The organism is Microbacterium sp. TPD7012, assembly GCF_003075395.1.
In the GTDB taxonomy this organism is placed as follows: domain Bacteria; phylum Actinomycetota; class Actinomycetes; order Actinomycetales; family Microbacteriaceae; genus Microbacterium.
Genome location: NZ_QDFV01000002.1, coordinates 758,758 through 783,041, shown reverse-complemented (window position 1 = coordinate 783,041; position 24,284 = coordinate 758,758). Strand labels below are relative to the sequence as shown.

Sequence of the window (24,284 nt, the reverse complement as noted above, 5' to 3'; positions counted from 1 at the left end):
TGACATGAAGCCGTTCACGTTCCTTCCCGATGGTGTTGATGGGCGGGTCGCCGCGCCGCACGCCGGATGCGTGGACGATCGAGGTGTCGATAGTCGACAAGGATCGTGGCGCGATCGGCCGGTCGACACTCCGACAGATACAGCTTCTGTCCTCCGACGTAGCGCGTGTTCTCCTCGACATCGGGGTCGCCTGGCAGCCCGTCGCGCGCAGACATCCGGCGGACGGATTCCGTGAACGGCACGTCGAGGAAGATCGAGAGATCCCAGACGTCGACAAGCTCCGGTCGGTGAAGGAAAATGCCGTCGACGAGGAGGATGCTCCCGCGCGGAACATCACGACGGGGGCCGCTCAGGAGTCTGTCGGAGTCGACGTCGTGTCCCGCAGGCAGATAGGTGCCTCGGCCGCTGCGGAACGGGTCGATGACCTCCTGATGGAACTGTTCATAGTCGTAGGAGTCCAGCCAGAAGCCCTCCGGCGAGCTGGCTCCGAGGCGGTAGCGGTGCTCGCGCAGGTGGTGGAATCCGTCGATCGAGACCCGGACGACCGGGCTGGACGAGGGCATCTGCGCGGCCAGTTCATCCGCGAGCCGTGTCTTGCCCGAGCCGTCGACGCCGTCGATCCCGAAGATGACATTCGGGCCATCGGGCTCGGGGACGGGCATCAGCGCGAGCAGCGTCGCGAGGAACCCCGCCCGCTGATCGCTCATCTTCCGCCTCTCGCATGTAGGTCTCCGATCGTGCCATACCGATGACGTTCCTCAGGCTGCGCAGAATCCGGCGCGCGTGTCCGACCCCGGTGCGAGAATGCGGGGATGAAGCTCTCGGAGCTCGTCTCCACCACCGAAGAAGTCGCCGCCACGTCGTCGCGCCTGGCCAAGATCGACGCGCTCGCGCGGCTGCTGGCGACGGCGGAACCCGAGGAGATCGCGCCGCTCGTCGGGCTGCTCCTCGCGTCGCCGCGCCAGGGTCGGCTCGGCGTGGGCTGGCGAGGCGTCGCGGCACTCGAGGTCTCGCACGCCGAGAACTCGAGTCTCACGATCGCCGATGTGGACGAATCGCTCGACGCCCTCGCCGCGGCATCCGGCGCCGGTTCCGCTGCCACGCGCAGCAGCGCCCTCGGCACGCTCGCGGCACGTGCGACCGCCGACGAGTGGGACTTCCTCGTGCGCGCCATGCTCGGCGAGCTGCGCACCGGTGCGCTCGGCGGTGTGGTGCTCGACGCGATCGCGAAGGCGTCAGGCCGCGTTCCCGCGACCGTGCGGCGGGCAGCGATGCTCTCGGGCGACCTGGGCGAGACCGCGCTCGTTGCGCTGACCGGCACCGCCGAAGACCTCGACGCTATCGGCCTGCAGGTCGGGCGTCCCGTGCTGCCGATGCTGGCCGCCACGGCGGCGACTCCCACCGCAGCGCTCGAGATCACCGGCCAGGCCTCCGTCGAGTACAAGCTCGACGGCGCCCGCATCCAGGTGCATCGTCACGGCGACGACGTCGGCGTCTACACCCGCAGCCTCGCCGACATCACGCACCGCGTCCCGGAGCTCGTCGAGATCGTGCGGTCGCTTCCGGCGCACGATCTCATCCTCGACGGAGAGACCCTGTCCCTCGACGAAGACGGCGGGCCGCGTCCGTTCCAGGAGACGATGTCGCGGTTCGGCGCCGACGTCTCCCGCGAACTCCTGCTGCGGCCCTGGTTCTTCGACCTCCTGCACGTCGACGGCCGCGATCTGCTCGACGAGCCGCTGTCCACCCGCCTCGCCGAACTCGAACGCGTGGCCGGAGAATGGCGGATGCCGGGTGTCATCACCGCCGATCCGGATGCCGCCGAACAGCTGTCCCGCGAGGCCCTCGCGGCCGGGCACGAGGGCGTGGTCGTCAAGTCGATCGATGCACCCTACGCCGCCGGTCGGCGCGGCAAATCCTGGGTCAAGGTCAAGCCGGTGCTGACCTACGACCTCGTGGTCCTCGGCGCCGAGTGGGGCTCCGGCCGACGACAGGGCTGGCTGTCGAACCTGCATCTCGGCGCCCTCGACACTGACGGCGAGTTCGGCGATCCCGGTGGCTACGTCATGGTGGGCAAGACGTTCAAGGGCCTCACCGACGAGCTGCTGCGGTGGCAGACCGAGACGTTCCCCGGGTACGAGACGCGGCGTACGCAGGGCACGGTTTTCCTGCGACCCGAGATCGTCGTGGAGATCGCGATCGACGGTGTGCAGCGCTCTCCGCGCTATCCCGGCGGCATCGCGCTCCGCTTCGCCCGCGTGAAGGGTTACCGCCCCGACAAGACGCCCGCCGAAGCCGACACGATCCAGACGCTGCGCGCGCTGCTCCGCGGGTGAGGATAAATATCGCGTATCCGCGATATCATCAAAGCATGCGACGGGGAGCTTTCTTGATCAAGACCGCCCGTGAGCGCACAGGGCTGACGCAGAGCGCTCTGGCGAACCGCTCGGGCATCCGCCAGAGCGTCATTAGCGAGTACGAGAGCGGGAGGCGCGAGCCATCGGTCGCTGCTCTCGACAGGCTTCTGGGTGCCGCAGGACTATCGCTGGCCCTCGCCGACGAGCCTGAGACTCTTCGCCGGGTGCGCCTCCGAGCTGCGGACCTTCGGGCGATGTTCGCCGAGCACGGCGCGACGAACATCGAAGTGTTCGGCAGCGTCGCCCGCGGCGACGATCATGAGAACAGCGACGTCGACCTCCTCGTCGACCTCGCCCCGACAGTCGGGATGTTTGATCTGCTCCGTATGCAATCCGCGGCCGAGGCACTACTCGAGCGTGCAGTCGACATCGTTCCGCGTGCCAGCCTCAAATCCGGTGTCGCGGACGATGTTCAGCGAGAAGCGATTCCCCTATGAGCCGACGGACTCGTACACGGCTCGAAGACATCGCACTCGCCTGCGCGAAGATCTCGGGTTACGTCGAGCGCGCTGACAATGAGGACGAGATCGTGTTCGACGCGATTCGCATCCGCCTGCTGGAAATCGGCGAAGCCGTGAAAGACCTCCCGGCGGATATCCTCGACGCCGAACCCACGATCCCCTGGCGTGAGATCGCCCGTATGCGCGACCAGCTCGCGCATCGCTACTTTGACACCGCGCACGCCGTCGTCACCGCGACCGCACGGAACGATATTCCGCTGCTCGCGGCAGCCACCACCCGTCTTCTTGACGGGCTGGACGACGAGGACTGACGCGCCGCCGCGTCACGCCGACGGCGGAAGCCCCAGGTCCTCTTCCCGCACGGTTCCCTGGAACGACCACGGGAAGTTGATCCAGAGGTCGGTGTCCTTCCAGGCGTAGTCCGGCTGGATGATCGTCGAGGGCTTCGTGTAGATCGTGACCGAGCGTACATCGGCGCCCTTGTCTTTCAGGAGCTCCACCGCGAGCGCGAGGGTGCGACCCGAGTCGGCGACGTCGTCGACCAGCAGCACACGACGCCCGTCGAGGTACGCCATGTCGAGCTCGGGAGGGAGGACCTCCGGTGCGTCCAGCACTGTGCCGATCCCGGTGTAGAACTCCACGTTGATGGCGCCGCAGTTCTTGGCGCCCAGCCCGTAAGCGATGGCTCCGGCGGGAAGCAGTCCGCCGCGGGCGATCGCCACGACGACCTCCGGCTCGAAACCGCTGGCGAGGATGCTCCGCGCCAGTTCGCGTGTCGCCGTGCCGAAGCCGTCCCAGGTGAGCGTCTCGCGCTCGGTCGTCGTAGTCGTCATCGCCTCATTCTCCCCCACGCACCGTCAGTCGAGTCGCGTGACCTCGACGGAGACGAACAGCTCCGATGCGCTCGGTCCCGCGTACACGCCGCGCAGCGGTGCCACGTCCCCGTAGTCGCGGCCGTGCCCGACGTAGACGTGCGATTCTCCGATGTCCAGGAGGTTCGTCGGGTCGTACCCCCGCCACTCCCCCGAGTACCACTCCACCCACGCGTGCGACTCGCCGATCACCGGCTGGCCGATCGGCGCCGTCGGATCCGGATGCAGGTAGCCCGACACGTAGCGCGCGGGGATCCCCGCCGCCCGCAGCACGCCCAGCGCGACGTGCGCGATGTCCTGGCACACCCCGGATCGCGCGGCCCACGCCTCGCGCGCCGTGGAGTTCACGCCGGTCACGCCGCTCTGGTAGTCCATGGCTCCGCCGACCGTCCGGCAGATCTCGAAGGCGGTGTCGTCGACGCCGCCTCCCTCGGCTCTGATCCGCAGGGCGAGCTCGCGCATCTCGTCGTCGGGCATGGTCGCCGGTGTCTGCGTGACGCACTCGGCGAGCGAGAGTGACGACGGGATGCGCGCGTCGAGCTCTTCCCACCCCACCGCGTCGCCGGTGTGAGCCAGAGCGCGCACATCGACGACGCTGGTCGCCGTGACCGACAGCAGCTGATGCGGCGTGAGCACCTCGAACGTCGACACGCGAGTGTCCCAGTAGTCGGCATAGGAGTGCTGCGTCGCCGTCGGAGAGATGTCCAGGGTCGCCTGCAGCACGAACTGCCCGTCGCGCGAGTGCGGCAGCATCCGCGCCTCGTTGTACGAGGCGGTCGCCGGCTTCTCGTAGCGGAAGCCGGTCCGGTGCACGATCCTCAACCTGCTCACAATGCTTCTCCGATCCACACCGGCATCGCGATCGACGGGAAGTAGCGCTCCCGGATCGCATCGCTCGCCACCGAGATCGCCACCTGCACCTCTTCCATGCTCTCCGAGAGCCGGTGCACGATGTCGGCGACGGGTCGGTACTCCAGTTCCGATCGCATCCGGCCGAGCACCCGATGGGCACGATCAGGTGCGCCGAACGCTCCGGCCGGGTCGATCCCGCGCAGACACTCCTCCGCCTGCAGGATGCTCGACAGCACCGACCTCGGGAACAGCTTGTCCACGAGCAGGAACTCCACCGCTGAGGCCGCCGTCGGCACGGCACGATGACCGCGCAGATGTGCTTCGTACGCGCCGCAGCTGCGCAGCAGCGTGGTCCAGCTCGGGCCGCCGGCATCCGTCAGCGACCGGGTCGCCAACAGGCGGGCCGTCATGTCGGCGCGCTCGATCGAACGGCCGAGGACGAAGAACTGCCAGGCCTCGTCGCGGCTCGTCGACGAGTCGACCACGCCGAACGCGAGCGCCGACCGGTCGCGGACCCAGCGGAAGAACGGGTGCGTCTTGTCGGAGGCGACCCACCGCGGCATCCGCGCATTCGACTCGTTGAGGGTCTCCCAGAGATCCGTCGAGATGATCTCCCGTGCCCGCCGTGCGTTCTCGCGCGCGGCGGCGATCGAGTGGGCGATGGATGCCGCGTGATCGCGGTCCAGCGCCAGCAGCCGCACCACGTCGTCGCGCCCGACCGTGCGTTCGCCGTCGGCCGTGGTACCCATGACCGAGAGCAGGGCCCGGCACGCGGTGTCCTCCTCGACCCACGGATCCTCCAGGAGCAGCTGCAGGTGCACGTCCAGGATGCGGGCAGTGCCGTCGGCGCGCTCGACGTAGCGGCCGATCCAGAACAGCGCCTCGGCGATGCGGCTCAGCATGTCGCGCCTCCCTGCTGCTGCTGTTGTTGTTGCTGCTGCTGGTGATGCCGGGTCTCGAGGTCCTCGTCCTGCGGCGACGACAGGAACGGCGGATGCGGCTCCTCTCGCGGAGACGACACGATCCCGATGGCGCCTGTCGCGATCGACACCTCGTCGGTCGCAGGGTCCGAGAGCCCGGCCAGCGTCGCGGTCGGCCCGGTGAACAGGGAGGGATCCAGCACCCAGGTGTCCTTGGACCCGCCGCCCTGGCTCGAGTTGACGACCAGCTGTCCCTCGGGGAGCGCGACGCGTGTGAGCCCTCCGGGCAGCACCCAGATGTCCTCCCCGTCGTTCACCGCGAAGGGGCGGAGATCGACGTGCCGCGGGCGGAAGCCGTCTTCCACGAGCGTCGGGATCGTCGAGAGCTGCACGACCGGCTGCGCGATCCAGCCGCGCGGATCGGCGAGCAGCTGCGCCCGCAGTGCGTCCAGCTCCGCGCGCGTCGCATCCGGGCCGACCACGAGTCCCTTGCCGCCCGACCCGTCGACCGGCTTCACGACGAGCTCGTCCAGTCGATCGAGCACCTCGGCGAGAGCATCCGGCTCTTCCAGCCGCCAGGTGTCGACGTTCGGGAGGATCGGATCCTCGCCGAGGTAGTACCGGATGAGCTCGGGGACGTACGTGTAGACGAGCTTGTCGTCGGCGACGCCGTTGCCGATCGCGTTCGCCAGCGTGACGTTGCCGAGGCGCGCGGCGAGCATCAGCCCGGGGGCGCCCAGCACCGAGTCAGGCCGGAAGTGCTGCGGATCGAGGAACTCGTCGTCCACGCGGCGGTAGATCACATCGACACGGGTGGGCCCTGCGGTCGTGTGCATCCACACCCGTCCGCCGGAGCAGAAGAGGTCGCGACCCTCGACGAGCTCGACGCCCATCATGCGCGCCAGCAGCGTGTGCTCGTAGTACGCGGAGTTGTACACGCCGGGCGTGAGCACGACGACGGTGGGGTCGTCGACGCCGGCCGGCGCCGCGGCGCGCAGAGCTTGGAGCAGTCGTCCCGGATAGTCGACGACCGGTCGCACCCGGAGGCTCGTGAACAGCTCCGGGAGCGTCTGCGCCATCACCCGTCGGTTCGCGAGCACATAGCTGACGCCGCTCGGCACACGGACGTTGTCCTCGAGCACCCGCCAGGCGCCCTTCTCGTCGCGGATGACGTCGATCCCGGCCACGTGGATGCGCACGCCGTTCGCGCCGACGATGCCCGCCGCCTGGCGGTGGAAGTGCGAGGAGGAGCTGATCAGCGTCGCGGGGATCACCCCGTCGCGCACCGCCGACTGCGGGCCGTAGACGTCCGCGAGGAAGGCTTCGAGCGCCCGCACGCGCTGCTTGACCCCGGATTCGACGTACATCCAGTCCTCGGCGGCGATCACACGCGGCACCACGTCGAGCGGGAACGGCCGCTCCTCGCCCGCGAAGTCGAACGTCACGCCCTGCGCGAGGTACGAGCTCGCGAGCGCATCCGTCCGCGCCCGCAGCTCGGCATCGTCCATCCCTGCGAGCGCCGGATACATGTCGCGGTACGGGAGGCGCACGTCGCCCGCGCCCGCCACGACCTCGGACGGGAACATCTCGTCCCAGGGCTGCGGCCCGCGGCGCATCGCGGTGCGACGAGAGGTGTATCCGTTGAACAGCGACTCCATGACGGAATACTTCCGTGGCGGAGTTTCGGCGATGTTTCCGGGGGAAGACGACGCAGCGACACGCCCGCTGCCGCGGTAGAGTCGAGGAGTCCGGCGGTCGCCCGCCGGTGCCTGAAAAAGAGGCACGAAGCACCTCGCGCAGCAGCGAGGGCGAGACACATACGGATCCGCAGTTCTCCGTCCCTGTCTCGAAAGGCATTCCCATGCCCACCGTGTCCGCACATGTCGCCCTCACCCTCGCCCAGCACATCGACGCCGTCTTCGGCGTGATGGGCAACGGCAACGCCTACTTCCTCGATGCGATCGAGAAGCAGACGGATGCCGTCTTCACCGCCGTCCGCCATGAGCAGGGCGCCGTGGTCGCCGCCGACGCGCACTTCCGCGCCTCCGGGCGCATCGCCGCCGGCACCTCGACATACGGCGCCGGCTTCACGAACACCCTCACTGCTCTCGCGGAGGCCGTGCAGGCACACGTGCCGCTCGTGCTCGTGGTCGGCGACGAGCCGACGTCGGGCCCACGCCCGTGGGACGTCGACCAGATCGCCCTCGCGTCGGCCGTCGGGGCCCGCACCTATACGGTCGGACGGACGGATGCCGCGGCGACCACAGTCATCGCGATCGAGCACGCCCTCACCTATCGTGTGCCCGTCGTGCTCGCGATCCCGTACGACGTCGCCGCCCTCGAGGCGGGCCCCGTGGCGGAGGCGCCGTCGCCGCGCCTGCCCGCACCGCTCACCCCGAAGGGCGAGTTCGCCGAGGGGATGCTCGACGAGATCGCCGCGGCGCTGCGCGGAGCCGAGCGCCCGTTCCTGCTCGCGGGACGCGGCGCATGGCTGGCCGGTGCGAGCCAGTCGCTGGGCGAGCTCGCCGAGCTGACCGGCGCGCTCACCGCGTCGTCCGCCCTCGGCCGCGGGGTCTTCCCCGACCCCCGTTACGACCTCGGCGTCACGGGCGGATTCGGTGCCGACGGTGCGATGGAGCTCGTCCGGACGGCCGACGTCGCCGTCGTGTTCGGGGCGTCGCTGAACCAGTTCACGATGCGCTTCGGCGAGCTGTTCGCCCCGGGTACACGGGTGTTCCAGATCGACATCGCCCCCGCCGCCACGCATGCGCACATCGGAGGTTTCGTCCGCGCGGATGCGCGCGTCGCGGCCGAGGAGCTCGTGACCCGGCTGCGGTCCACGTCGGCCAACGGGCACAGCTTCGGAGATCGGGCTCGGCACGCGGCATCCGCCGAGGGTCCTGCCGGCGAGTCGGCCGCGGGCTCCGAACCTGTGCCCGCCCGGCCGTGGCGGGAGAGCGTCGACGTGGCATCCGCCCGGGCATACGACGCCGGCGACGACCTCGCAGCCGACGGCCGGCTCGACCCGCGTTCGGCAGCACGGCGCATCGCCGAGCTGCTTCCAGAGGACCGCGTCGTGGTCTCGGACGGCGGACACTTCATCGGCTGGGCCAACATGTACTGGCCCGTCGCCGCACCGGATCGCATGATGATGATCGGCACCGCGTTCCAGTCGATCGGTCAGGGCTGGCCGAGCGTCGTCGGCGCCGCTCTGGCCCGCCGCGACTCCACGATCGTGCTGACCTCGGGCGATGGTGGCGGACTGATGGCGATCGCCGACCTGGAATCCGCCGTGCGCGCCGCGGCCGGGCGAGGTATGGCCGTGATCTGGAACGATGCCGCCTACGGGGCCGAGGTCAACCTCTACGGTCTCAAGGGGCTCGCCGAGGGCCCGATGCTCATCCCCGAGGTCGACTTCGCCGCGTTCGGGGCTGCGGTCGGGGCCGAGGGCGTCGTGGTCCGCACGCTCGCCGATCTTGACCGGCTGGAGGCCTGGGCGCAGGAGGATGCCGCGACCCGCCGCTTCCTGCTCCTCGACCTTCGCATCTCCGGCGCTGTCATCGCCCCGTACCAGCAGGAGATCATCCGCGTGAACTCCTGACGCTCCCGTGGCAGTTGTGGCGGGTGAATCGGCTCGACACCCACCGCAACTGCCACGGGAACGAAGGCGCGGGACTCTCAGCTCTGGGCGCCGTAGTCCGGAAGTTCCTGCAGCGTCCACGTGTTGCCGTCGGGGTCGTCGAAGCTGACGAATCGGCCCCACCCCTGCTCGTCGACGCCCTGCGCCTCGACACCGACACTCCGCAGGTGCGCCAGCGCCTCATCCGCACTCGGCACCACGACCTGGATCGTGTTCTGCTGCCCCGGTTCGAGATCGATGCCGAGACCGGTGCCGAACGCGATCGAGCAGGCCGACCCCGGCGGCGTCATCTGCACGAACCGCATCCCGTCGAACGGTGTCTGGTCGTGGTCGGCGTTGAAGCCGATCTTCACGTAGAAGTCCTTCGACCGGTCGACATCTGTCACCGGCACGAAGATGAGTTCGATCTTCCAATCCATCACGCACTCCTCCTGGCGGGCGCCGTCGCCCGTCCGCGACCACGGTACGACGCACTCGACGTGCGGCGCCACCGTCTTGTACAAATGCGCTTGTACAGACGCCGACCACGGAGATCGGCCGCGTCAGACTGCCGGAAGCAAGGCCCCCTCGAAGAACTCCGCGAGCTCGTCGACCCCCTCCAACGGCAGGATCGCCGCGACGTACTGGTCAGGACGGACGACGATCACGACGCCGTCGCGAGACAGCTCCCGCGCCTCGAAGATGTCGGTCTCCGTCCACTTCGAGGGTCCCGCGGCGTACACCTTCTCCCAATCCGTGAGTCCGAGCGGCCCGGTCTTGGGCTGGAACAGCGCAGGTGCGCTCGTGACCTCGACCTCCTCGTACGGCTGCTGGTACACCGCCTTCACGTCGAAGACCGCGTCGGCGTCGGCATCCGCGGGGGTGAAGCGAGCGAACACCGGCGCAGCGGCATCCGCCCACGCGGCGAGCGCTTCCCCGGCGCGGTCGCCGAACGCGTAGACCCGCCACCGTCCGTCCGCGCGAGCATGGTGACCGAGATGCACGACGTTGCCGTCGCCGACCCTGATGACCTCGGCCGACTTGAACCGCTTGCCGAGCGGGAACCCGCCGGCCAGCCCCTGGTGCGCATCGGATCCGGTGATCATCGACGCGGTGTACTGCGTCATGAAACCCGACGGGAACTCGGCCGTCGCCAGGTAGTACGTGGCGAGCTCGCCCGGGTCCGAGATCTCCTCGGGCTTGCGCGCCATGAGCGACGACCACTCCCGATCGAAGTCGATGAGCTGCTGCGCGACCGGGCGCCGCTCGGCGCCGTACGTCGCGAGCAGAGCCTCCGGTGCGCGACCGGTCAGCACGGAGCCGAGCTTCCAGCCCAGGTTGAAGCCGTCCTGCATCGAGACGTTCATGCCCTGTCCTGCCTTGGCACTGTGCGTGTGGCACGCGTCACCCGTCAGGAAGACCCGCGGGGTGCGGCCCGACTCCTCGAGCACGTCGTCGAAGCCGTCGGTCACCCGGTGTCCGACCTCGTACACGCTGTGCCAGGCGACCTGCTTCACGTCGATCGTGTACGGATGCAGGATGTCGTTCGCCTTGCGGATGATCTCCTCGATCGGCGTCTGCCGCACGCGGTGGTCGTCGTCCTGCGCGACCTCGCCGAGATCGATGTACATCCGCGACAGGTAGCCGCCCTCGCGGGGGATGTGCAGGATGTTTCCTGCCTGGGAGTTGATCGCGCACTTGGTGCGCCAGTCCGGGAAGTCGGTGTTCACGAGCACGTCCATGACACCCCAGGCGTGCGCGGCGCTTCCGCCGACGTGGGTGCGCCCGATGGCCTGACGCACACCGCTGCGGGCGCCGTCGCAGCCCGCGACGTACTTCGCCCGGATGGTCTGCTCCTCGCCGGCCCGCTCCCCCGCCACGTGGCGCACGCGGACCTCGACGGGGTGCTCGCCCTCGTCGTGCACGGTGAGCCCCACGAACTCGACGCCGTAGTCGGGCGCGATCCGGCCCGGCCCCGTCGCCGCCGCCTCGGCGAAGTAGTCGAGCACGCGCGCCTGGTTCACGATCAGGTGCGGGAACTCGCAGATGTCATAGGCGTAGTCGGCGGTGCGCGCGGTGCGGATGATCTGGCGCGGATTCTCCGGGTCAGGACTCCAGAAGTTCATCCAGCCGATGTTGTAGGCCTCGGCGACGATGCGCTCGGCGAATCCGAACGCCTGGAAGGTCTCGACGCTGCGCGGCTGGATGCCGTCGGCCTGCCCGAGCACGAGCCGCCCCTCCCGCTTCTCGATGATGCGCGTCGAGATGTCGGGGTACTGCGACATCTGCGCGGCGAGGAGCATGCCGGCCGGGCCCGAGCCGACGATGAGCACGTCGACCTCGTCGGGCAGGGCAGCCGGACGATCCGTGCCGAGCCCTGCGGCATCCTGCACGCGCGGGTCCCCGGAGACGTAGCCGTGGTGGTGGAACTGCATCGTCGTCGATTCCTTTCGAGGAGTCTTCTCATTCTGCGCTCCTGTGGCACGCCGTGCGGGTCATCGCGACGATGACCCCACGACGTGCCACGGGAGCGGGCGAGGTCAGGCCTTGGCGAGTCCGTAGATCGGGCTGACCGACTGCTCGTCCTCATGATCCGGGCCGAGCGGGATGCCGGAGCGGTCGCGCAGCAGCAGGGTGGCGATGAGGCCGAGAACCGTCATGCCGGCGAGGTACGCGGTCACCGCCTGGGTCGACCCCGTCGCCTGCACGAGCGCCGTCGCGATGGTGGGCGCGAACGCACCGCCCGCGATCGCGCCGATCGCGTACGAGATCGAGACGCCGGAGAAGCGGATGCTGGCGGGGAAGAGCTCCGTGTACAGCGCCGCCTGCGGGCCATACGTGAACCCGAGGCCGATCGTGAGGATGGCGAGCCCGGCGAAGAGCAGCCCGATCTGTCCGGTGTTGACGAGCGGGAACAGGGCGAAGACGCCGATGAGCTGCAGCACCCAGCCGATGATGTAGGTCGTGCGGCGACCGATGCGGTCGCAGATCCATCCGGCCAGCAGCGTCGTCAGCAGCCAGGTGACCGCGGACCCGGCGACCGCCCAGAGCACCGGACCGCGATCGAGGCCGATGGGGCCCTCGGGGTTCGTGGCGTAGTTCTGGATGTAGCCGCCCGTGGTCATGTAGCCGACCGCGTTGTTGCCGGCGAAGACGAAGGCCGCGATGATCACGAGCAGCGCGTGCTTGCGGAACAGCTGCACGATCGGCATCCGCGCCTTCTCCTTGCGCGCGGCGAGCTCGGTGAACACCGGGCTCTCCTCGACCTTCCGGCGCACGTAGTAGCCGACGAGGATCAGCACGACGCTGAGCAGGAACGGCACGCGCCATCCCCACGCCGCGAACTGGTCACCGGGTGCGATCGCGGTCATCAGCGCCATCACGCCCGAGGCGAGCAGCAGCCCCAGCGGCACGCCGATCTGCGGCGAGGCCCCGAAGATGCCGCGCTTCTTGCGCGGGGCGTGCTCGACGGCCATGAGGACCGCACCGCCCCACTCGCCACCGGCCGAGATGCCCTGGATGATGCGCAGCAGCACCAGCAGGATCGGCGCGGTGATGCCGATGGCCTCGTACGTCGGAAGCAGACCGATCAGCGCGGTGGCCGCACCCATGAGGATCAGCGTCCACATGAGCACCGTCTTGCGCCCGAGCTTGTCGCCGTAGTGGCCGGCGAGGAACGCGCCGAGCGGGCGGAAGAGGAAGCTGACCCCGACGGTGGCGAAGGCGATCAGCGCGCTGTTCGCGCCCAGGGGCTCGAAGAAGAGCTGGCCGAACACGAGGCCGACCGCGGTGGCGTAGATGAAGAAGTCGTACCACTCCACGGTGGTCCCGACGACGGTGGCGAACACGACGCGCCGCCGATCGGCCGCTGTCGCGATGGTGCCGGTGGGCGTGAACCCAGCCTGTGACTGCCCGCTCATGGGGTGTCTCCTTTGATTGTGACTGCACTGTCACGGCGTGCGGGGACGTGAATCCCGAGTTGCTTGCCGAGGGGTGATCCGATGATATATGATTTCGAATACGACGCACAAGGCGTCCTGCAGCACACCGCTGACGAGCGCGAGGAGGCGCCCCGTGACGGACCAGATCGCCCGCCCCGGCAAGATCATCGCGATCCATCTGAGTTACGCATCCCGCGCGGATCAGCGCGGCCGGCGCCCGGCAGCCCCCTCCTACTTCTTCAAGCCGGCCAGCTCCGTCGGAGTCTCCGGCGGCACGGTCGAGCGCCCGGCCGGGACCGAGCTCCTCGCCTTCGAGGGGGAGATCGCCCTGGTGATCGGCACCACCGCACGCCGCGTCTCGCTCGACGAGGCGTGGTCGCACGTCGGCGGGGTCACCGCGTCGAACGACCTCGGCCTGTACGACCTGCGCGCGAACGACAAGGGCTCCAACGTCCGCTCCAAGGGCGGCGACGGCTACACGCCGCTCGGACCGCAGCTGATCGATGCGCGCACGGTCGACCCCGCCGCGCTGCGCGTGCGCGCCTGGGTCAACGGCGAGCTGCGTCAGGACGACACCACCGCCGGCCTCATCTTCCCGCTCGCCCAGCTCGTGGCCGATCTCTCCCAGCACTTCACTCTCGAGCCCGGCGACGTGATCCTCACCGGGACACCGGCCGGCTCCTCCGTCATCGTCCCGGGTGACGTCGTCGAGATCGAGGTGGACGCCCCGGATGCCGCGGGCGCCCCCACCTCCGGGCGCCTGGTCACCACCGTCACGCAGGGCGACGTGCCGTTCGACGCGGAGCTCGGATCTCTCCCCGCGGTCGACGACCTGCAGCGCACCGAGGCCTGGGGATCCGCGGAAGCGGCGGGACTGGCCGACGGCCCTTCGACAGGCTCAGGGACCCAGCATGGTGTGACGCCCGCGAAAAGCGGGTTCGCTGAGCCGGTCGAAGCGTCCCCCACGCTCTCCCCGGAACTCCGGGCGAAGCTCCTCGAAGCCCCCACCGCCGGGCTCTCCGCCCAGCTGCGCAAGCGCGGGCACCACTCCTGCTTCATCGACGGCGTCTCCGCCAACATCCCCGGCGCCAAGATCGTCGGCACGGCCAAGACGCTCCGCTTCGTGCCTTTCCGCGAGGACCTGTTCCAGAGCCACGGCGGCGGCTACAACGCCCAGAAGCGCGCCTTCGACGCGGTGGACGAGGGCGAGATCATCGTGATCGAGGCTCGCGGCGATGCGACGACCGGCACGCTGGGCGACATCCTCGCCCTCCGCGCCCGGGCCCGCGGAGCAGCCGGAGTGATCACCGACGGCGGGGTCCGCGACTTCGACGCGGTGGCCGAGATCGGTCTTCCCGTCTTCTCGCAGGGCGCCCACCCCTCGGTCCTCGGTCGCAAGCACGTGCCGTGGGACGTCGACGTGACGATCTCCTGCGGCGGAGCGACCGTGCAGCCCGGCGACATCATCGTCGGCGACGGCGACGGCGCGATCGTCATCCCGCCGTCGCTCGTCGAGGAGGTCGTCGACGCCGCACTCGCCCAGGAGATCGAAGACGCCTGGATCGCGGAGCAGGTCGCCGCCGGACACCCGGTCGACGGGCTGTTCCCGATGAACGCCGAATGGCGCGCCCGCTACGAGGCGGAAAGCCCTTCGACAGGCTCAGGGACCCAGCTATGAGCGCGACCGCTGTCAGCAAGTCCGAGGTCGCCTACGAGTGGATCCGCTCGCGCATCACCGCGCACATGTTCAGCCCCGGCTACCGCCTGGTGCTCGGATCGATCGCGGACGACCTGAAGATGAGCGTCGTGCCGGTGCGCGAGGCGATCCGGCGACTCGAGGCCGAGGGCCTCGTCACCTTCGAGCGCAACGTCGGCGCCAGGGTCACCCTCGTCGACGAGAGCGAGTACGCACACACCATGCAGACGCTCGGCATCGTCGAGGGCTCGGCGACGGCGCTCTCCGCTCCCCTGCTCGACGAGGCGGCTCTCGACGAGGCGGCGCGGATCAACGACCGGATGTCGCGGATGCTCGAGCACTTCGACGCCCACGCGTTCACCGAGCTCAACCGGCAGTTCCATTCGGTGCTGTTCGAGCCGTGCCCGAACCCGCACCTGCTCGACCTCGTCCACCGCGGCTGGTCTCGGCTCTCCGGCATCCGCGAATCGACGTTCGCGTCGGTCCCGGGTCGCGCCCAGCACTCGGTCGAGGAGCACGCCGAGATCCTCGCACTCATCCGGGCGGATGCCGATCCGCTCGAGATCGAGCTCGCCGCCCGCAACCACCGCTGGCGCACGATGGACGCGTTCCTCGATGCCCTGCACACCCGTTCCGCCCACGCCACAGGAGAAGCCTCATGACCGACTCGCGCATCCCCGCCGATCTTCCTGACCACATCCAGCACTACATCGACGGCGCCTTCGTCGACTCGGTCGACGGCGACACGTTCGACGTGCTCGACCCGGTGACCAACAAGACCTACACGACGGCCGCCGCCGGCAAGAAGGCCGACATCGAGCTGGCCGTGGCCGCCGCGAAGCGCGCCTTCGACGAAGGCCCGTGGCCGCGGATGCTGCCGCGCGAGCGCTCGCGCGTGCTGCACCGCATCGCCGACATCGTCGAGTCCCGTGACGCACGGCTCGCCGAGCTCGAGTCCTACGACTCCGGCCTGCCGATCACCCAGGCGCTGGGTCAGGCCCGCCGGGCGGCCGAGAACTTCCGTTTCTTCGCCGACCTGATCGTCGCGCAGTCGGATGACGCCTTCAAGGTGCCCGGCCGCCAGATGAACTACGTCAACCGCAAGCCGATCGGCGTCGCCGGCCTCATCACGCCATGGAACACGCCGTTCATGCTCGAGTCGTGGAAGCTCGGCCCCGCGCTCGCGACCGGCAACACCGTGGTGCTGAAGCCCGCGGAGTTCACGCCGCTCTCGGCATCCCTCTGGGCGGGCATCTTCGAAGAGGCGGGACTCCCCCGGGGCGTCTTCAACCTCGTGAACGGCCTCGGCGAAGACGCGGGCGACGCCCTCGTCAAGCACCCCGACGTCCCCCTGATCTCCTTCACGGGCGAGAGCCGCACCGGACAGATCATCTTCGGCAACGCCGCCCCCTTCCTCAAGGGCCTGTCGATGGAGCTCGGCGGCAAGTCGCCCGCCGTCGTCTTCGCGGATGCCGACCTCGAGGCCGCCGTCGACGCCACGATCTTCGGCGTCTTCTCACTCAACGGCGAGCGCTGCACGGCAGGATCCCGCATCCTCGTCGAGCGCTCCATCTACGAGGAGTTCGTCGAGCGCTACGCCGCTCAGGCGAAGCGCGTCAAGGTGGGCTACCCGCACGACCCGGCCACCGAGGTCGGCGCGCTGGTCCACCCCGAGCACTACGACAAGGTGATGAGCTACGTCGAGATCGGCAAGAGCGAGGGGCGACTGGTCGCCGGTGGCGGACGCCCCGACGGGTTCGAGGAGGGCAACTTCGTCGCGCCGACCGTGTTCGCCGACGTCTCCCCCGACTCCCGCATCTTCCAGGAGGAGATCTTCGGCCCGGTCGTCGCGATCACACCGTTCGACTCCGACGACGAGGCGCTGTCGCTCGCGAACAACACGAAGTACGGCCTCGCGGCGTACATCTGGACCAACGACCTGAAGCGCGCGCACAACTTCGCGCAGTCGGTCGAGGCCGGCATGGTGTGGCTGAACAGCAACAACGTGCGCGACCTCCGCACCCCGTTCGGCGGAGTGAAGGCCTCGGGTCTCGGTCATGAGGGCGGCTACCGCTCGATCGACTTCTACACCGACCAGCAGAGCGTGCACATCACGCTCGGCGGAGCCCACAACCCGACCTTCGGCAAGAACTGACCCGCCGCTCTGATCTGCAAGGACGCTGACATGACCGATCGCGAAGACATGACCCTGACCTCTGCCGGCTACTACGTGTCGCAGGAGGCGCCGATCCGCACGACGAACCCCGTCGCGACGCCGCAGAGTTCCCCGCCCGACATCCTGCGCTGCGCCTACATGGAGCTCGTCGTCACCGACCTGGCCGCGTCGCGGCAGTTCTACGTCGACGTGCTGGGACTGTACGTGACCGAGGAGGACGACGAGGCGATCTACCTCCGCTCGACCGAGGAATTCATCCACCACAACCTCGTGCTGCGCAAGGGACCGGTCGCGGCCGTGGCCGCGTTCTCGTATCGCGTCCGCGCGGCGGAAGACCTCGACCGTGCGGTCGCGTTCTACACGGAGCTCGGCTGCGACGTGCGCCGCAACCCCGACGGGTTCGTGAAGGGCGTCGGCGACTCGGTCCGCGTGGTCGACCCGCTCGGCTTCCCGATCGAGTTCTTCCACCAGTCCGACCACGTCGAGCGCATGTCGTGGCGCTACGACCTGCACATCCCGGGCGAGCTCGTGCGGCTCGACCACTTCAACCAGGTCACCCCCGACGTGCCGCGCGCCGTGAAGTTCATGCAGGATCTCGGCTTCCGCGTGACCGAGGACATCCAAGACGACGAGGGCACGGTCTATGCCGCCTGGATGCGCCGCAAGCCCACCGTGCACGACACCGCCATGACCGGCGGCGACGGTCCCCGCATGCACCACGTGTGCTTCGCGACGCACGAGAAGCACAACATCCTCGCGATCTGCGACAAGCTCGGCGCCCTCCGCCGCTCCGACTCGATCGAGCGAGGGCCGGGCCGCCACGGCGTCTCGAACGCGTTCTACCTGTACCTGCGCGATCCCGACGGCCACCGCGTCGAGGTCTACACGCAGGACTACTACACGGGCGACCCCGACAACCCGGTCATCACCTGGGACGTGCACGACAACCAGCGCCGCGACTGGTGGGGCAACCCCGTCGTCCCGTCCTGGTACACCGATGCCAGCCTGGTGCTCGACCTCGACGGCAACCCGCAGCCGGTCGTCGCCCGCACCGACAGCTCGGAGATGGCGGTCACGATCGGCGCCGACGGGTTCTCGTACACGCGCGCGGACGAGGGCGAGAAGAAGCTGGGCAACCAGCTATAGGTCACCACCGACGCTTCGACAAGCTCAGCGACCCAGTGGCTGGGTCCCTGAGCTTGTCGAAGGGCCCGACCGAACAGAGAGAAGGAACGGATGCTGTCGCAAGAAGTCATCGCAGAGATCGCGGCCCAGCTCGCCGAGGCCGAGCGTGCACACACCGTGATCCCGCGCATCACGGCGCGCTACCCGGATGCCGTGATCGAAGACTCCTACGCGATCCAGGGTGTCTGGCGCGACAGCCAGATCGCCGCGGGCCGCCGGCTCGTCGGGCGCAAGATCGGACTGACCTCCAAGGCGATGCAGCAGGCGACCGGCATCACCGAACCCGACTACGGTGTGATGTTCGACGACACGGTGTACGAGTCCGGCGCCGAGATCCCTGTCGACCACTTCTCCAACGTGCGCATCGAGGTGGAGCTGGCGTTCGTGCTGAAGCATCCGCTCGAAGGTCCCGACTGCACGCTCGATGACGCCCTCGCGGCGATCGACTACGCCGTCCCCGCGCTCGAGGTGCTCAACTCGCACATCGAGCTCGAGGGGCGCACGATCGTCGACACCATCAGCGACAACGCCGCCTACGGGGCGATGGTGCTGGGCACCGAGCGTCGCCGCCCGGACGAGATCGATCTGCGCTGGGTCCCCGGTGTGCTGTCGCGCAACGGTGAGATCGAGGAGACCGGAGTGGCCGCGGGCGTGCTCGGGCATCCGGCCACCGGCGTCGCGTGGCTGGCGAACAAGTTCCATCAGCACGGCGCGCGTCTGGAGGCGGGAGAGATCATCCTGGCAGGATCGTTCACGCGCCCGATGTGGGTGTCGCGCGGCGACGAGGTGCTGTGCGATTACGGACCGATGGGAACAATCACATGCCGCTTCGTCTAGACCCGTCGTTCCGCGAGCGCATCGCCGCCTCCGATCGTGCGCTGATCGGCATGTGGGCATGCTCGGGCAGCACGCTCGTCACCGAGGTCGCCGCGGGTTCCGGGCTCGACTGGCTGCTGATCGACATGGAGCACTCCACGAACACGCTCGAGTCGGTGCTGCTGCAGCTGCAGACGGTCGCGGCGTACCCGATCACCCCGCTCGTGCGGGTGCCCTCCAACGACACCGTCGCGATCAAGCAGATCCTCGACCTCGGCGCACAGAACCTGATCGTGCCGATGGTGTCCTCCGCCGATGAGGCGCGAGCCGCCGTGTCCGCGACGCGCTATCCCCCGGCCGGCGTCCGCGGGGTCGGCAGCGCGCTGGCGCGCAGCGCCCGCTGGAACCGGGTCGACGGCTACCTCCAGGAGTCGGCGCGGCACACCTCCCTCACGGTGCAGATCGAGACGGCGGCCGGCGTGGACGCGGCGGGGGAGATTGCCGCCGTGGACGGCATCGACGCGGTCTTCGTCGGTCCGTCCGACCTCTCCGCCTCGATGGGTCTCCTCGGCCAGCAGACGCATCCCGATGTCGTCGCCGCCGTCGAGAAGGTCTTCCATGCGGTCAAGGCGGCGGGCAAGCCGGTCGGGGTCAACGCCTTCGACCCGGCCGCCGCCGATGCGTACGTCGCCGGCGGTGCGGACTTCGTGGCGGTGGGCGCCGATGTGGCGCTGCTCGCGCGGGCATCCGAGGCGCTGGCCGCCCGCTTCATCACGGCGGACGGATCGGCACGCGCCAGCTACTGACGTGGCAGGATCGTCTGATGCGGACGAGGGCGGTGAACCGATGAGCCGCGGGCTCGCCGCGATGCGGGACCGCAACTTCCGGTGGTTCTTCCTCGCCAGGGCGATCACCATGATCACCGGCTCGATGTCGTCGATCGCGCTCGCGTTCGCGGTGCTGGAGATCGACAACGACGCCCGCTCCCTGTCGTTCGTGCTGACCGCCTTCACGGTGAGCAACATCGTCTTCCTCCTGTTCGGCGGCGTCGTGGCCGACCGGCTGCCGCGGGCCCTGATCATCCAGACCTGCTACGTGATCGACATCCTCACGATCGGCGCGATGGCGGCGCTGCTGTTCACGGACTCGGCGACCGTCGCGCTCCTGGTGGTGCTCTCGGTCGCCAACGGCGCCTCCACGGCGTTCGTGCTGCCGGCCATGCAGGGCATCATCCCGCAGCTGACGACGCCCGAGAACCTTCAGCAGGCCAACGCGATGCTCTCGTTCGTGCGCTCCGCCGTGACGATCGGCGGCCCGATCATCGCCGGCATCCTCGTCGCCACAGCCGGCCCCGCCTGGGCGATGGTCGTGCAGGCGGCCGGCTGGGTGATCGCCATCCCGGTCCTCGCCCTGGTGAAGCTCCCGCCTCCCGCGCATGCCGGCGGCACGACCATGTTCCACGATCTGCGCGTCGGCTGGCAGGAGTTCTGGAGCCGATCCTGGCTCTGGACGATCGTGCTGGCCTTCATGGTCATGAACGCGATCCACGTCGGCGCCTGGGGCGTCGTGGGTCCGTACATCGCGAAGAACGACGATCTGCTCGGCATCGCCGGGTGGGGCTGGGTGCTCAGCGCCGAGGGCGCCGGCGTCCTCGTGATGACGCTGATCCTGATGTGGTTCCCGCTCAGACGGCCGCTGCGCTACGGGATGCTCGGCATGGCCGCGTTCGCGATTCCCGTGACCATGCTGGGCGTGCACCCCGCCGTCGTGCTCCTCGCCATCGCGGCCTTCATCGCGGGTGCGGGCGCCGAGGTCTTCAGTACCGGGTGGAACCTCGCGATGATGGAGAACGTGCCCGGCGAGAAGCTCTCCCGCGTGTCCAGCTACGACATGCTCGGCAGCTTCGTCGCGATGCCGATCGGCACGTTGGTGTTCGGCTGGCTCATCACCCATGCGGATGCCGCGACGGTGCTGATCACGTCCGGGATCGTGTACGCGGGCGTCGCGCTCCTCACTCTCGCCGTGCCGAGCGTGTGGCGCATGGGAAGGCCGGACGGCGCCCTGAATCCCGACGCCTCGCCTCAGCGCGCCTGAGTGATCCCGGTTCCGCCAGGAACCGGGATCAGCGCACCGCCCCTGCCGTCAACCCGCCCACCAGCCAGCGCTGGAAGAACACCGCGGCCGCGAAGACCGGGATCACGCCGATGAACGACGCGGCGGCGATCTTGCCGAAGTGCGGCGTGCGATCGCCGTAGAACAGCGAGAGGGCGACCGGGAACGTCTGCGCGTCCACGCTCTGCGTGAGGAACGTGGCGAGCAGGAACTCGTTGTAGTTGAGGATCGCGACGATGATCCCGATCGCGACGAGACTGGGCAGGAGCAGCGGCACGACGACCGACCAGAGCATCCGCAGGGTCCCCGCTCCGTCGATGCGCGCCGCCTCCTCGATCTCCACCGACAGCCGGCGGAGGAATCCCTCCAGCAGCCAGACGGCCACCGGGACGTTGACGAGCGCGTAGACGAGCGTGAGCCCGACGAGCGTGTTGTTGAGCCCGATCGAGCGCAGCAGTGTGAGCAGCGGGACCACGGCGACGATCGGCGGGAGGAGCCACGGGCTCATGAGCGTCGCGGCGAGCGTGCGCCCACCGGCGTTGTGCCGGACGATGGCCCAGGCACCGGGGACCGCGATGACCAGCGACACCACAGCGCCGCCGACGGCGGCGGCCAGGGAGTTCAGGATCGAACGCGGGATGTCGGTGGCCAGCACATCCCCCCAGTTCTCCCACTGCGGGGCAGCGCTCCACAGGACTCCGGAGACGGTCTCGTCGCGCCCCATCAGCGACACCGAGAACAGATACGCGAGCGGGACCAGGGTGACCGCGAGAGCCACGAAGAGCACCGTGCTCGCGACGGGCCGCTGACGGGTGCGCCGGTCAGTCATGACGCGCCTTTCGGGCGAAGACGGCCACCACGAGCGTCACCACCGTGACGATGACCGCGAACACGAGGGTGATCGCCGACGCGCGACCGATGTCGAACTCCTTGAGGGCGACCTGCTGGATGAGGTACGTGGTCACGGTCGAGGCCTGACCGGGTCCGCCCGACGTCATGACGAACACGAGATCGAAGACCTTCAACGCGATGACGAGACGGATGAAGAGCGCCGCGATCACGGTGCCCGCGATCGCCGGCCAGGTGATGTGCCGGAACAGCCCCGCGCCGTGAGCGCCGTCGAGCGACGCGGCCTCTCGCACCGAGGGGTCCTGCGTGAGCAGCGCGGCGTAGACGAGGATCACGATCAGCGGCGTCCACTGCCAGACATCGGCGAGGCCGATCGCCGGGAGCGCCCAGGCCGTCGTCGACAGCGGCGTGAGCGAGTCGCCGGGAAGCAGCGTCGCGAGCAGTCCGCCGCCCGGGTTGAACACCAGCTTCCACAGCGTGCCGACCACGACCGGGGGCGTGATCAGCGGCAGCAGGAGCAGCGTCCGCAGGACCGCGCCGGCTCGGGTCGCGCGCTCCAGCGCGACGGCGATCACGACGCCCAGCACGACGCTCACGACGGCGACCGCGACCGCGTACGCGACAGTCCGTCCGAACGAGGCGACGACGTCGGCATCGGCGAGGATCGTCTCCAGGTTCGCCGTCCCGACCCACTCCTGGAAGGGCCGCCCGAGCGTCGAGTCCGTGAAGGCCGCGGCGAGGATGAACAGGAGCGGATACGCGCCGAGCACCACGATCGACAGGATCGTCGGCGCCGTGAGCAGTCCGGCGCCCGCCCGCGCGGAGCCGCCCGCCCGTCTCGGCACTCGGCCGGACGCGCGGGCGGCACGCACCTGGATCGCGGAGGCGTCAGCCAAGGATCTCTTCCCACTCGGCCTGGACGCGGTCGAGGGTCTCCTTGGCAGTGCCGCCGTCACCCGCGATGAGCTTCGCCAGCTCGTCGGTGAGGATCTGCGCCGCCTGCGACGCGTTCTCTCCCGTCGGCCAGGCGAGCGATCCGCTGAGCGTCGTGCGGTTGACCCGCTGCAGGTCGGGGTAGGTCTCCCCGTACGCCGCGCTCTCGAGCGAGGACTCGCGGTTCGGGTCGATGCCCGTCTGCGGGTCGGCGACGATCAGCTCGGAGTTGACCTCGCTCGACGCGGCGTACTCGATGAACGCCTTCGCCAGGTCGGTCTTCTCGGTGTTCGCGGCGATGACCCACGTGAAGCCGGCCACGAGCGACGCCCGCGCCTCGGTGTTGTCGCCGCCGACGGGCAGCGTCGTCACACCCCACTTGCCCGCGACCTTGGAGTCGGGGTTCGTCTCCGAGCCCACGCCGAGGTCGGTCCAGTTCTCGATGAAGCCGACCTTGCCGTCGTACCAGGCGCCGTTGCCGACGCCGAAGTCGGTCTCGGCCGCCGTCGGGAAGGCGTACGGCACGGCATCCACCAGCGACTGGGCCGCGGCCACCGCAGCGGGAGAGTTGATCGTGGGCTTGCCGTCCTCGTCGACGAACTCCCCGCCGAAGCCGGCCAGCCGGTTCGCGTAGGCGGCGCCGAGGATCAGGGGCGACTTCTGTCCGAAGATCGCAGAGCCGTACACGCCGTCCGCGCCTTCGTTCTCGGTGATGGTCTTGACGTCGGCCACGTACTCGTCCCAGGTCGCGGGCGGCTCGGTGATGCCGTTCCGCTCGAGGATCTCCTTGTTGTAGAAGAGCACGTGCGTGTCGCCGTCGAAGGGCAGACCGTAGCGGCGGTCGCCGACCAGGGTGTACGGGTCGTTGATGGAGGGGATGAAGTCGTCCTCCTCGAGCGAGGGGGTCTCGGCGATCCAGTCCGTGAGGTCCTGGATCGAGCCGCCCTCGGCGAGGTCGCCGATCGACACGTACCAGGGAGCCGCGACATCGAACGTGTTCGCTCCCGACTGCTGGTCGAGTGCGAGTGTGGAGCCGATCTCGTCGTAGGGGACGATGGTGAGGTTCACCTCGGCGCCGGTCTCCTCTTCGAAGTGCTCCTTGAGCCAGTTGGCCGCACCCTCGTGCGAGGTGATGAGCAGAGCGTTCAGGCTCTGCCCGGAGAAGTCCCCGTCGTCGCCCGCTCCGCCCGCGTCGGGAGTCTGCGTCGCGCAGCCGGCGATGACGAGGGTCGCGGCCGTGAGGGCGGCGGCACCGAGAAGGATGCGGCGTCCACCGCGGCTCGGAAGGGATGACATGGGGGCTCCTCAGGCGTCGGGTCGGGGAAGCGGATCGGCGCTCAGGCTAGGTCTCGGCCGTGGACCGACGCATCGCGGACGTAACAGTTCGTCGTGCGGCGACGCGAAGAGTCATCCCGCGCGACAGAGCGCAACCCGA

The 24,284-nt window shown here is 69.2% G+C and carries 22 protein-coding genes; 11 read left to right on the top strand and 11 right to left on the bottom strand.

The window, feature by feature from the left end; genetic code table 11:
• Positions 1-14: 14 nt before the first annotated feature.
• A complete protein-coding gene (locus DC434_RS07710) occupies positions 15-707 on the bottom strand; it encodes a uridine kinase (protein WP_207769923.1) in 693 nt (230 codons plus the stop codon).
• A 105-nt stretch (positions 708-812) separates the two neighbouring features.
• On the opposite strand from DC434_RS07710, the gene DC434_RS07705 reads away from it, so the two are divergent.
• Genes DC434_RS07705 through DC434_RS07695 form a run of 3 tightly spaced genes read left to right on the top strand, consistent with a single transcriptional unit; the run spans position 813 to position 3,189 of the window.
• The gene (locus tag DC434_RS07705) at positions 813-2,336 is read left to right on the top strand and encodes an ATP-dependent DNA ligase (RefSeq protein ID WP_116634678.1); all 1,524 of its coding nucleotides are present in this window, start codon (positions 813-815) and stop codon (positions 2,334-2,336) included.
• A 53-nt stretch (positions 2,337-2,389) separates the two neighbouring features.
• The gene (locus DC434_RS07700) at positions 2,390-2,854 is read left to right on the top strand and encodes a helix-turn-helix domain-containing protein (protein ID WP_207769922.1); all 465 of its coding nucleotides are present in this window, start codon (positions 2,390-2,392) and stop codon (positions 2,852-2,854) included.
• Positions 2,851-3,189 (top strand): HepT-like ribonuclease domain-containing protein, encoded by a 339-nt coding sequence (locus tag DC434_RS07695; RefSeq protein ID WP_116634676.1) that lies wholly within the window; start codon positions 2,851-2,853, stop codon positions 3,187-3,189. The genes DC434_RS07700 and DC434_RS07695 overlap by 4 nt, the downstream gene beginning before the upstream one ends.
• A 12-nt stretch (positions 3,190-3,201) precedes the next feature.
• Here the strand turns inward: DC434_RS07695 and DC434_RS07690 are convergent, their stop codons facing one another.
• The 4 genes from DC434_RS07690 to DC434_RS07675 are packed head-to-tail and all read right to left on the bottom strand — an operon-like array spanning position 3,202 to position 7,180.
• Positions 3,202-3,711, bottom strand: a complete 510-nt coding sequence (locus DC434_RS07690; protein WP_116634675.1) for a phosphoribosyltransferase — start codon at positions 3,709-3,711, stop codon at positions 3,202-3,204.
• Between the two features lie 24 nt (positions 3,712-3,735).
• Complete coding sequence (locus tag DC434_RS07685) at positions 3,736-4,581, bottom strand: transglutaminase family protein (protein ID WP_116634674.1); 846 nt, start codon at positions 4,579-4,581, stop codon at positions 3,736-3,738.
• Positions 4,578-5,504 carry an alpha-E domain-containing protein gene (locus tag DC434_RS07680; protein WP_116634673.1) on the bottom strand — a complete coding sequence of 309 codons (927 nt, stop codon included), beginning with the start codon at positions 5,502-5,504 and terminating at the stop codon, positions 4,578-4,580. Before DC434_RS07680 ends, DC434_RS07685 begins: the two co-directional genes overlap by 4 nt.
• Positions 5,498-7,180 (bottom strand): circularly permuted type 2 ATP-grasp protein, encoded by a 1,683-nt coding sequence (locus DC434_RS07675; RefSeq protein ID WP_116634672.1) that lies wholly within the window; start codon positions 7,178-7,180, stop codon positions 5,498-5,500. The genes DC434_RS07680 and DC434_RS07675 overlap by 7 nt, the downstream gene beginning before the upstream one ends.
• 203 nt (positions 7,181-7,383) lie before the next feature.
• Between DC434_RS07675 and DC434_RS07670 the strand changes: the two genes are divergently transcribed.
• Entirely contained in the window at positions 7,384-9,123 is a 1,740-nt protein-coding gene (locus DC434_RS07670; RefSeq protein ID WP_116634671.1) for a thiamine pyrophosphate-binding protein, read from the top strand.
• A gap of 77 nt (positions 9,124-9,200) precedes the next feature.
• On the opposite strand, the gene DC434_RS07665 is transcribed toward DC434_RS07670, so the two are convergent.
• The 3 genes from DC434_RS07665 to DC434_RS07655 all read right to left on the bottom strand — a co-directional run bounded on the left by DC434_RS07665 (position 9,201) and on the right by DC434_RS07655 (position 13,061).
• Complete coding sequence (locus tag DC434_RS07665) at positions 9,201-9,581, bottom strand: VOC family protein (RefSeq protein WP_116634670.1); 381 nt, start codon at positions 9,579-9,581, stop codon at positions 9,201-9,203.
• 123 nt (positions 9,582-9,704) lie between these two features.
• On the bottom strand, positions 9,705-11,576 hold the full coding sequence (locus DC434_RS07660) for an FAD-dependent monooxygenase (protein ID WP_116634669.1): 1,872 nt from the start codon (positions 11,574-11,576) through the stop codon (positions 9,705-9,707).
• A gap of 105 nt (positions 11,577-11,681) precedes the next feature.
• Entirely contained in the window at positions 11,682-13,061 is a 1,380-nt protein-coding gene (locus tag DC434_RS07655; protein ID WP_116634668.1) for an MFS transporter, read from the bottom strand.
• Positions 13,062-13,215: 154 nt separating this feature from the next.
• Between DC434_RS07655 and DC434_RS07650 the strand changes: the two genes are divergently transcribed.
• From DC434_RS07650 to DC434_RS07620, 7 genes are all read left to right on the top strand, one after another.
• On the top strand, positions 13,216-14,760 hold the full coding sequence (locus tag DC434_RS07650; protein ID WP_116634667.1) for a fumarylacetoacetate hydrolase family protein: 1,545 nt from the start codon (positions 13,216-13,218) through the stop codon (positions 14,758-14,760).
• Entirely contained in the window at positions 14,757-15,440 is a 684-nt protein-coding gene (locus DC434_RS07645; RefSeq protein WP_116634666.1) for a GntR family transcriptional regulator, read from the top strand. The genes DC434_RS07650 and DC434_RS07645 overlap by 4 nt, the downstream gene beginning before the upstream one ends.
• Positions 15,437-16,933, top strand: coding sequence for a 5-carboxymethyl-2-hydroxymuconate semialdehyde dehydrogenase (gene hpaE, locus DC434_RS07640; RefSeq protein ID WP_116634665.1), 1,497 nt, complete (start codon positions 15,437-15,439; stop codon positions 16,931-16,933). The genes DC434_RS07645 and hpaE overlap by 4 nt, the downstream gene beginning before the upstream one ends.
• A gap of 30 nt (positions 16,934-16,963) precedes the next feature.
• Positions 16,964-18,100: a 3,4-dihydroxyphenylacetate 2,3-dioxygenase gene (gene hpaD, locus DC434_RS07635; protein ID WP_116634664.1), complete on the top strand. Its 1,137-nt coding sequence runs from the start codon at positions 16,964-16,966 to the stop codon at positions 18,098-18,100.
• Positions 18,101-18,190: 90 nt separating this feature from the next.
• Positions 18,191-18,976, top strand: a complete 786-nt coding sequence (locus DC434_RS07630) for a fumarylacetoacetate hydrolase family protein (protein ID WP_116634663.1) — start codon at positions 18,191-18,193, stop codon at positions 18,974-18,976.
• On the top strand, positions 18,961-19,761 hold the full coding sequence (locus DC434_RS07625) for an HpcH/HpaI aldolase/citrate lyase family protein (protein ID WP_116634662.1): 801 nt from the start codon (positions 18,961-18,963) through the stop codon (positions 19,759-19,761). Before DC434_RS07630 ends, DC434_RS07625 begins: the two co-directional genes overlap by 16 nt.
• A 40-nt stretch (positions 19,762-19,801) precedes the next feature.
• Positions 19,802-21,049 carry an MFS transporter gene (locus tag DC434_RS07620; protein ID WP_165808022.1) on the top strand — a complete coding sequence of 416 codons (1,248 nt, stop codon included), beginning with the start codon at positions 19,802-19,804 and terminating at the stop codon, positions 21,047-21,049.
• 28 nt (positions 21,050-21,077) lie between these two features.
• Here DC434_RS07620 and DC434_RS07615 read toward each other — a convergent pair whose 3' ends face one another.
• The 3 genes from DC434_RS07615 to DC434_RS07605 are packed head-to-tail and all read right to left on the bottom strand — an operon-like array spanning position 21,078 to position 24,145.
• Entirely contained in the window at positions 21,078-21,896 is an 819-nt protein-coding gene (locus DC434_RS07615; protein WP_116634660.1) for a carbohydrate ABC transporter permease, read from the bottom strand.
• Positions 21,889-22,812 carry a sugar ABC transporter permease gene (locus DC434_RS07610; protein ID WP_116634659.1) on the bottom strand — a complete coding sequence of 308 codons (924 nt, stop codon included), beginning with the start codon at positions 22,810-22,812 and terminating at the stop codon, positions 21,889-21,891. The genes DC434_RS07615 and DC434_RS07610 overlap by 8 nt, the downstream gene beginning before the upstream one ends.
• A complete protein-coding gene (locus DC434_RS07605; protein WP_116634658.1) occupies positions 22,805-24,145 on the bottom strand; it encodes a sugar ABC transporter substrate-binding protein in 1,341 nt (446 codons plus the stop codon). Before DC434_RS07605 ends, DC434_RS07610 begins: the two co-directional genes overlap by 8 nt.
• Between the last annotated feature and the right edge of the window lie 139 nt (positions 24,146-24,284).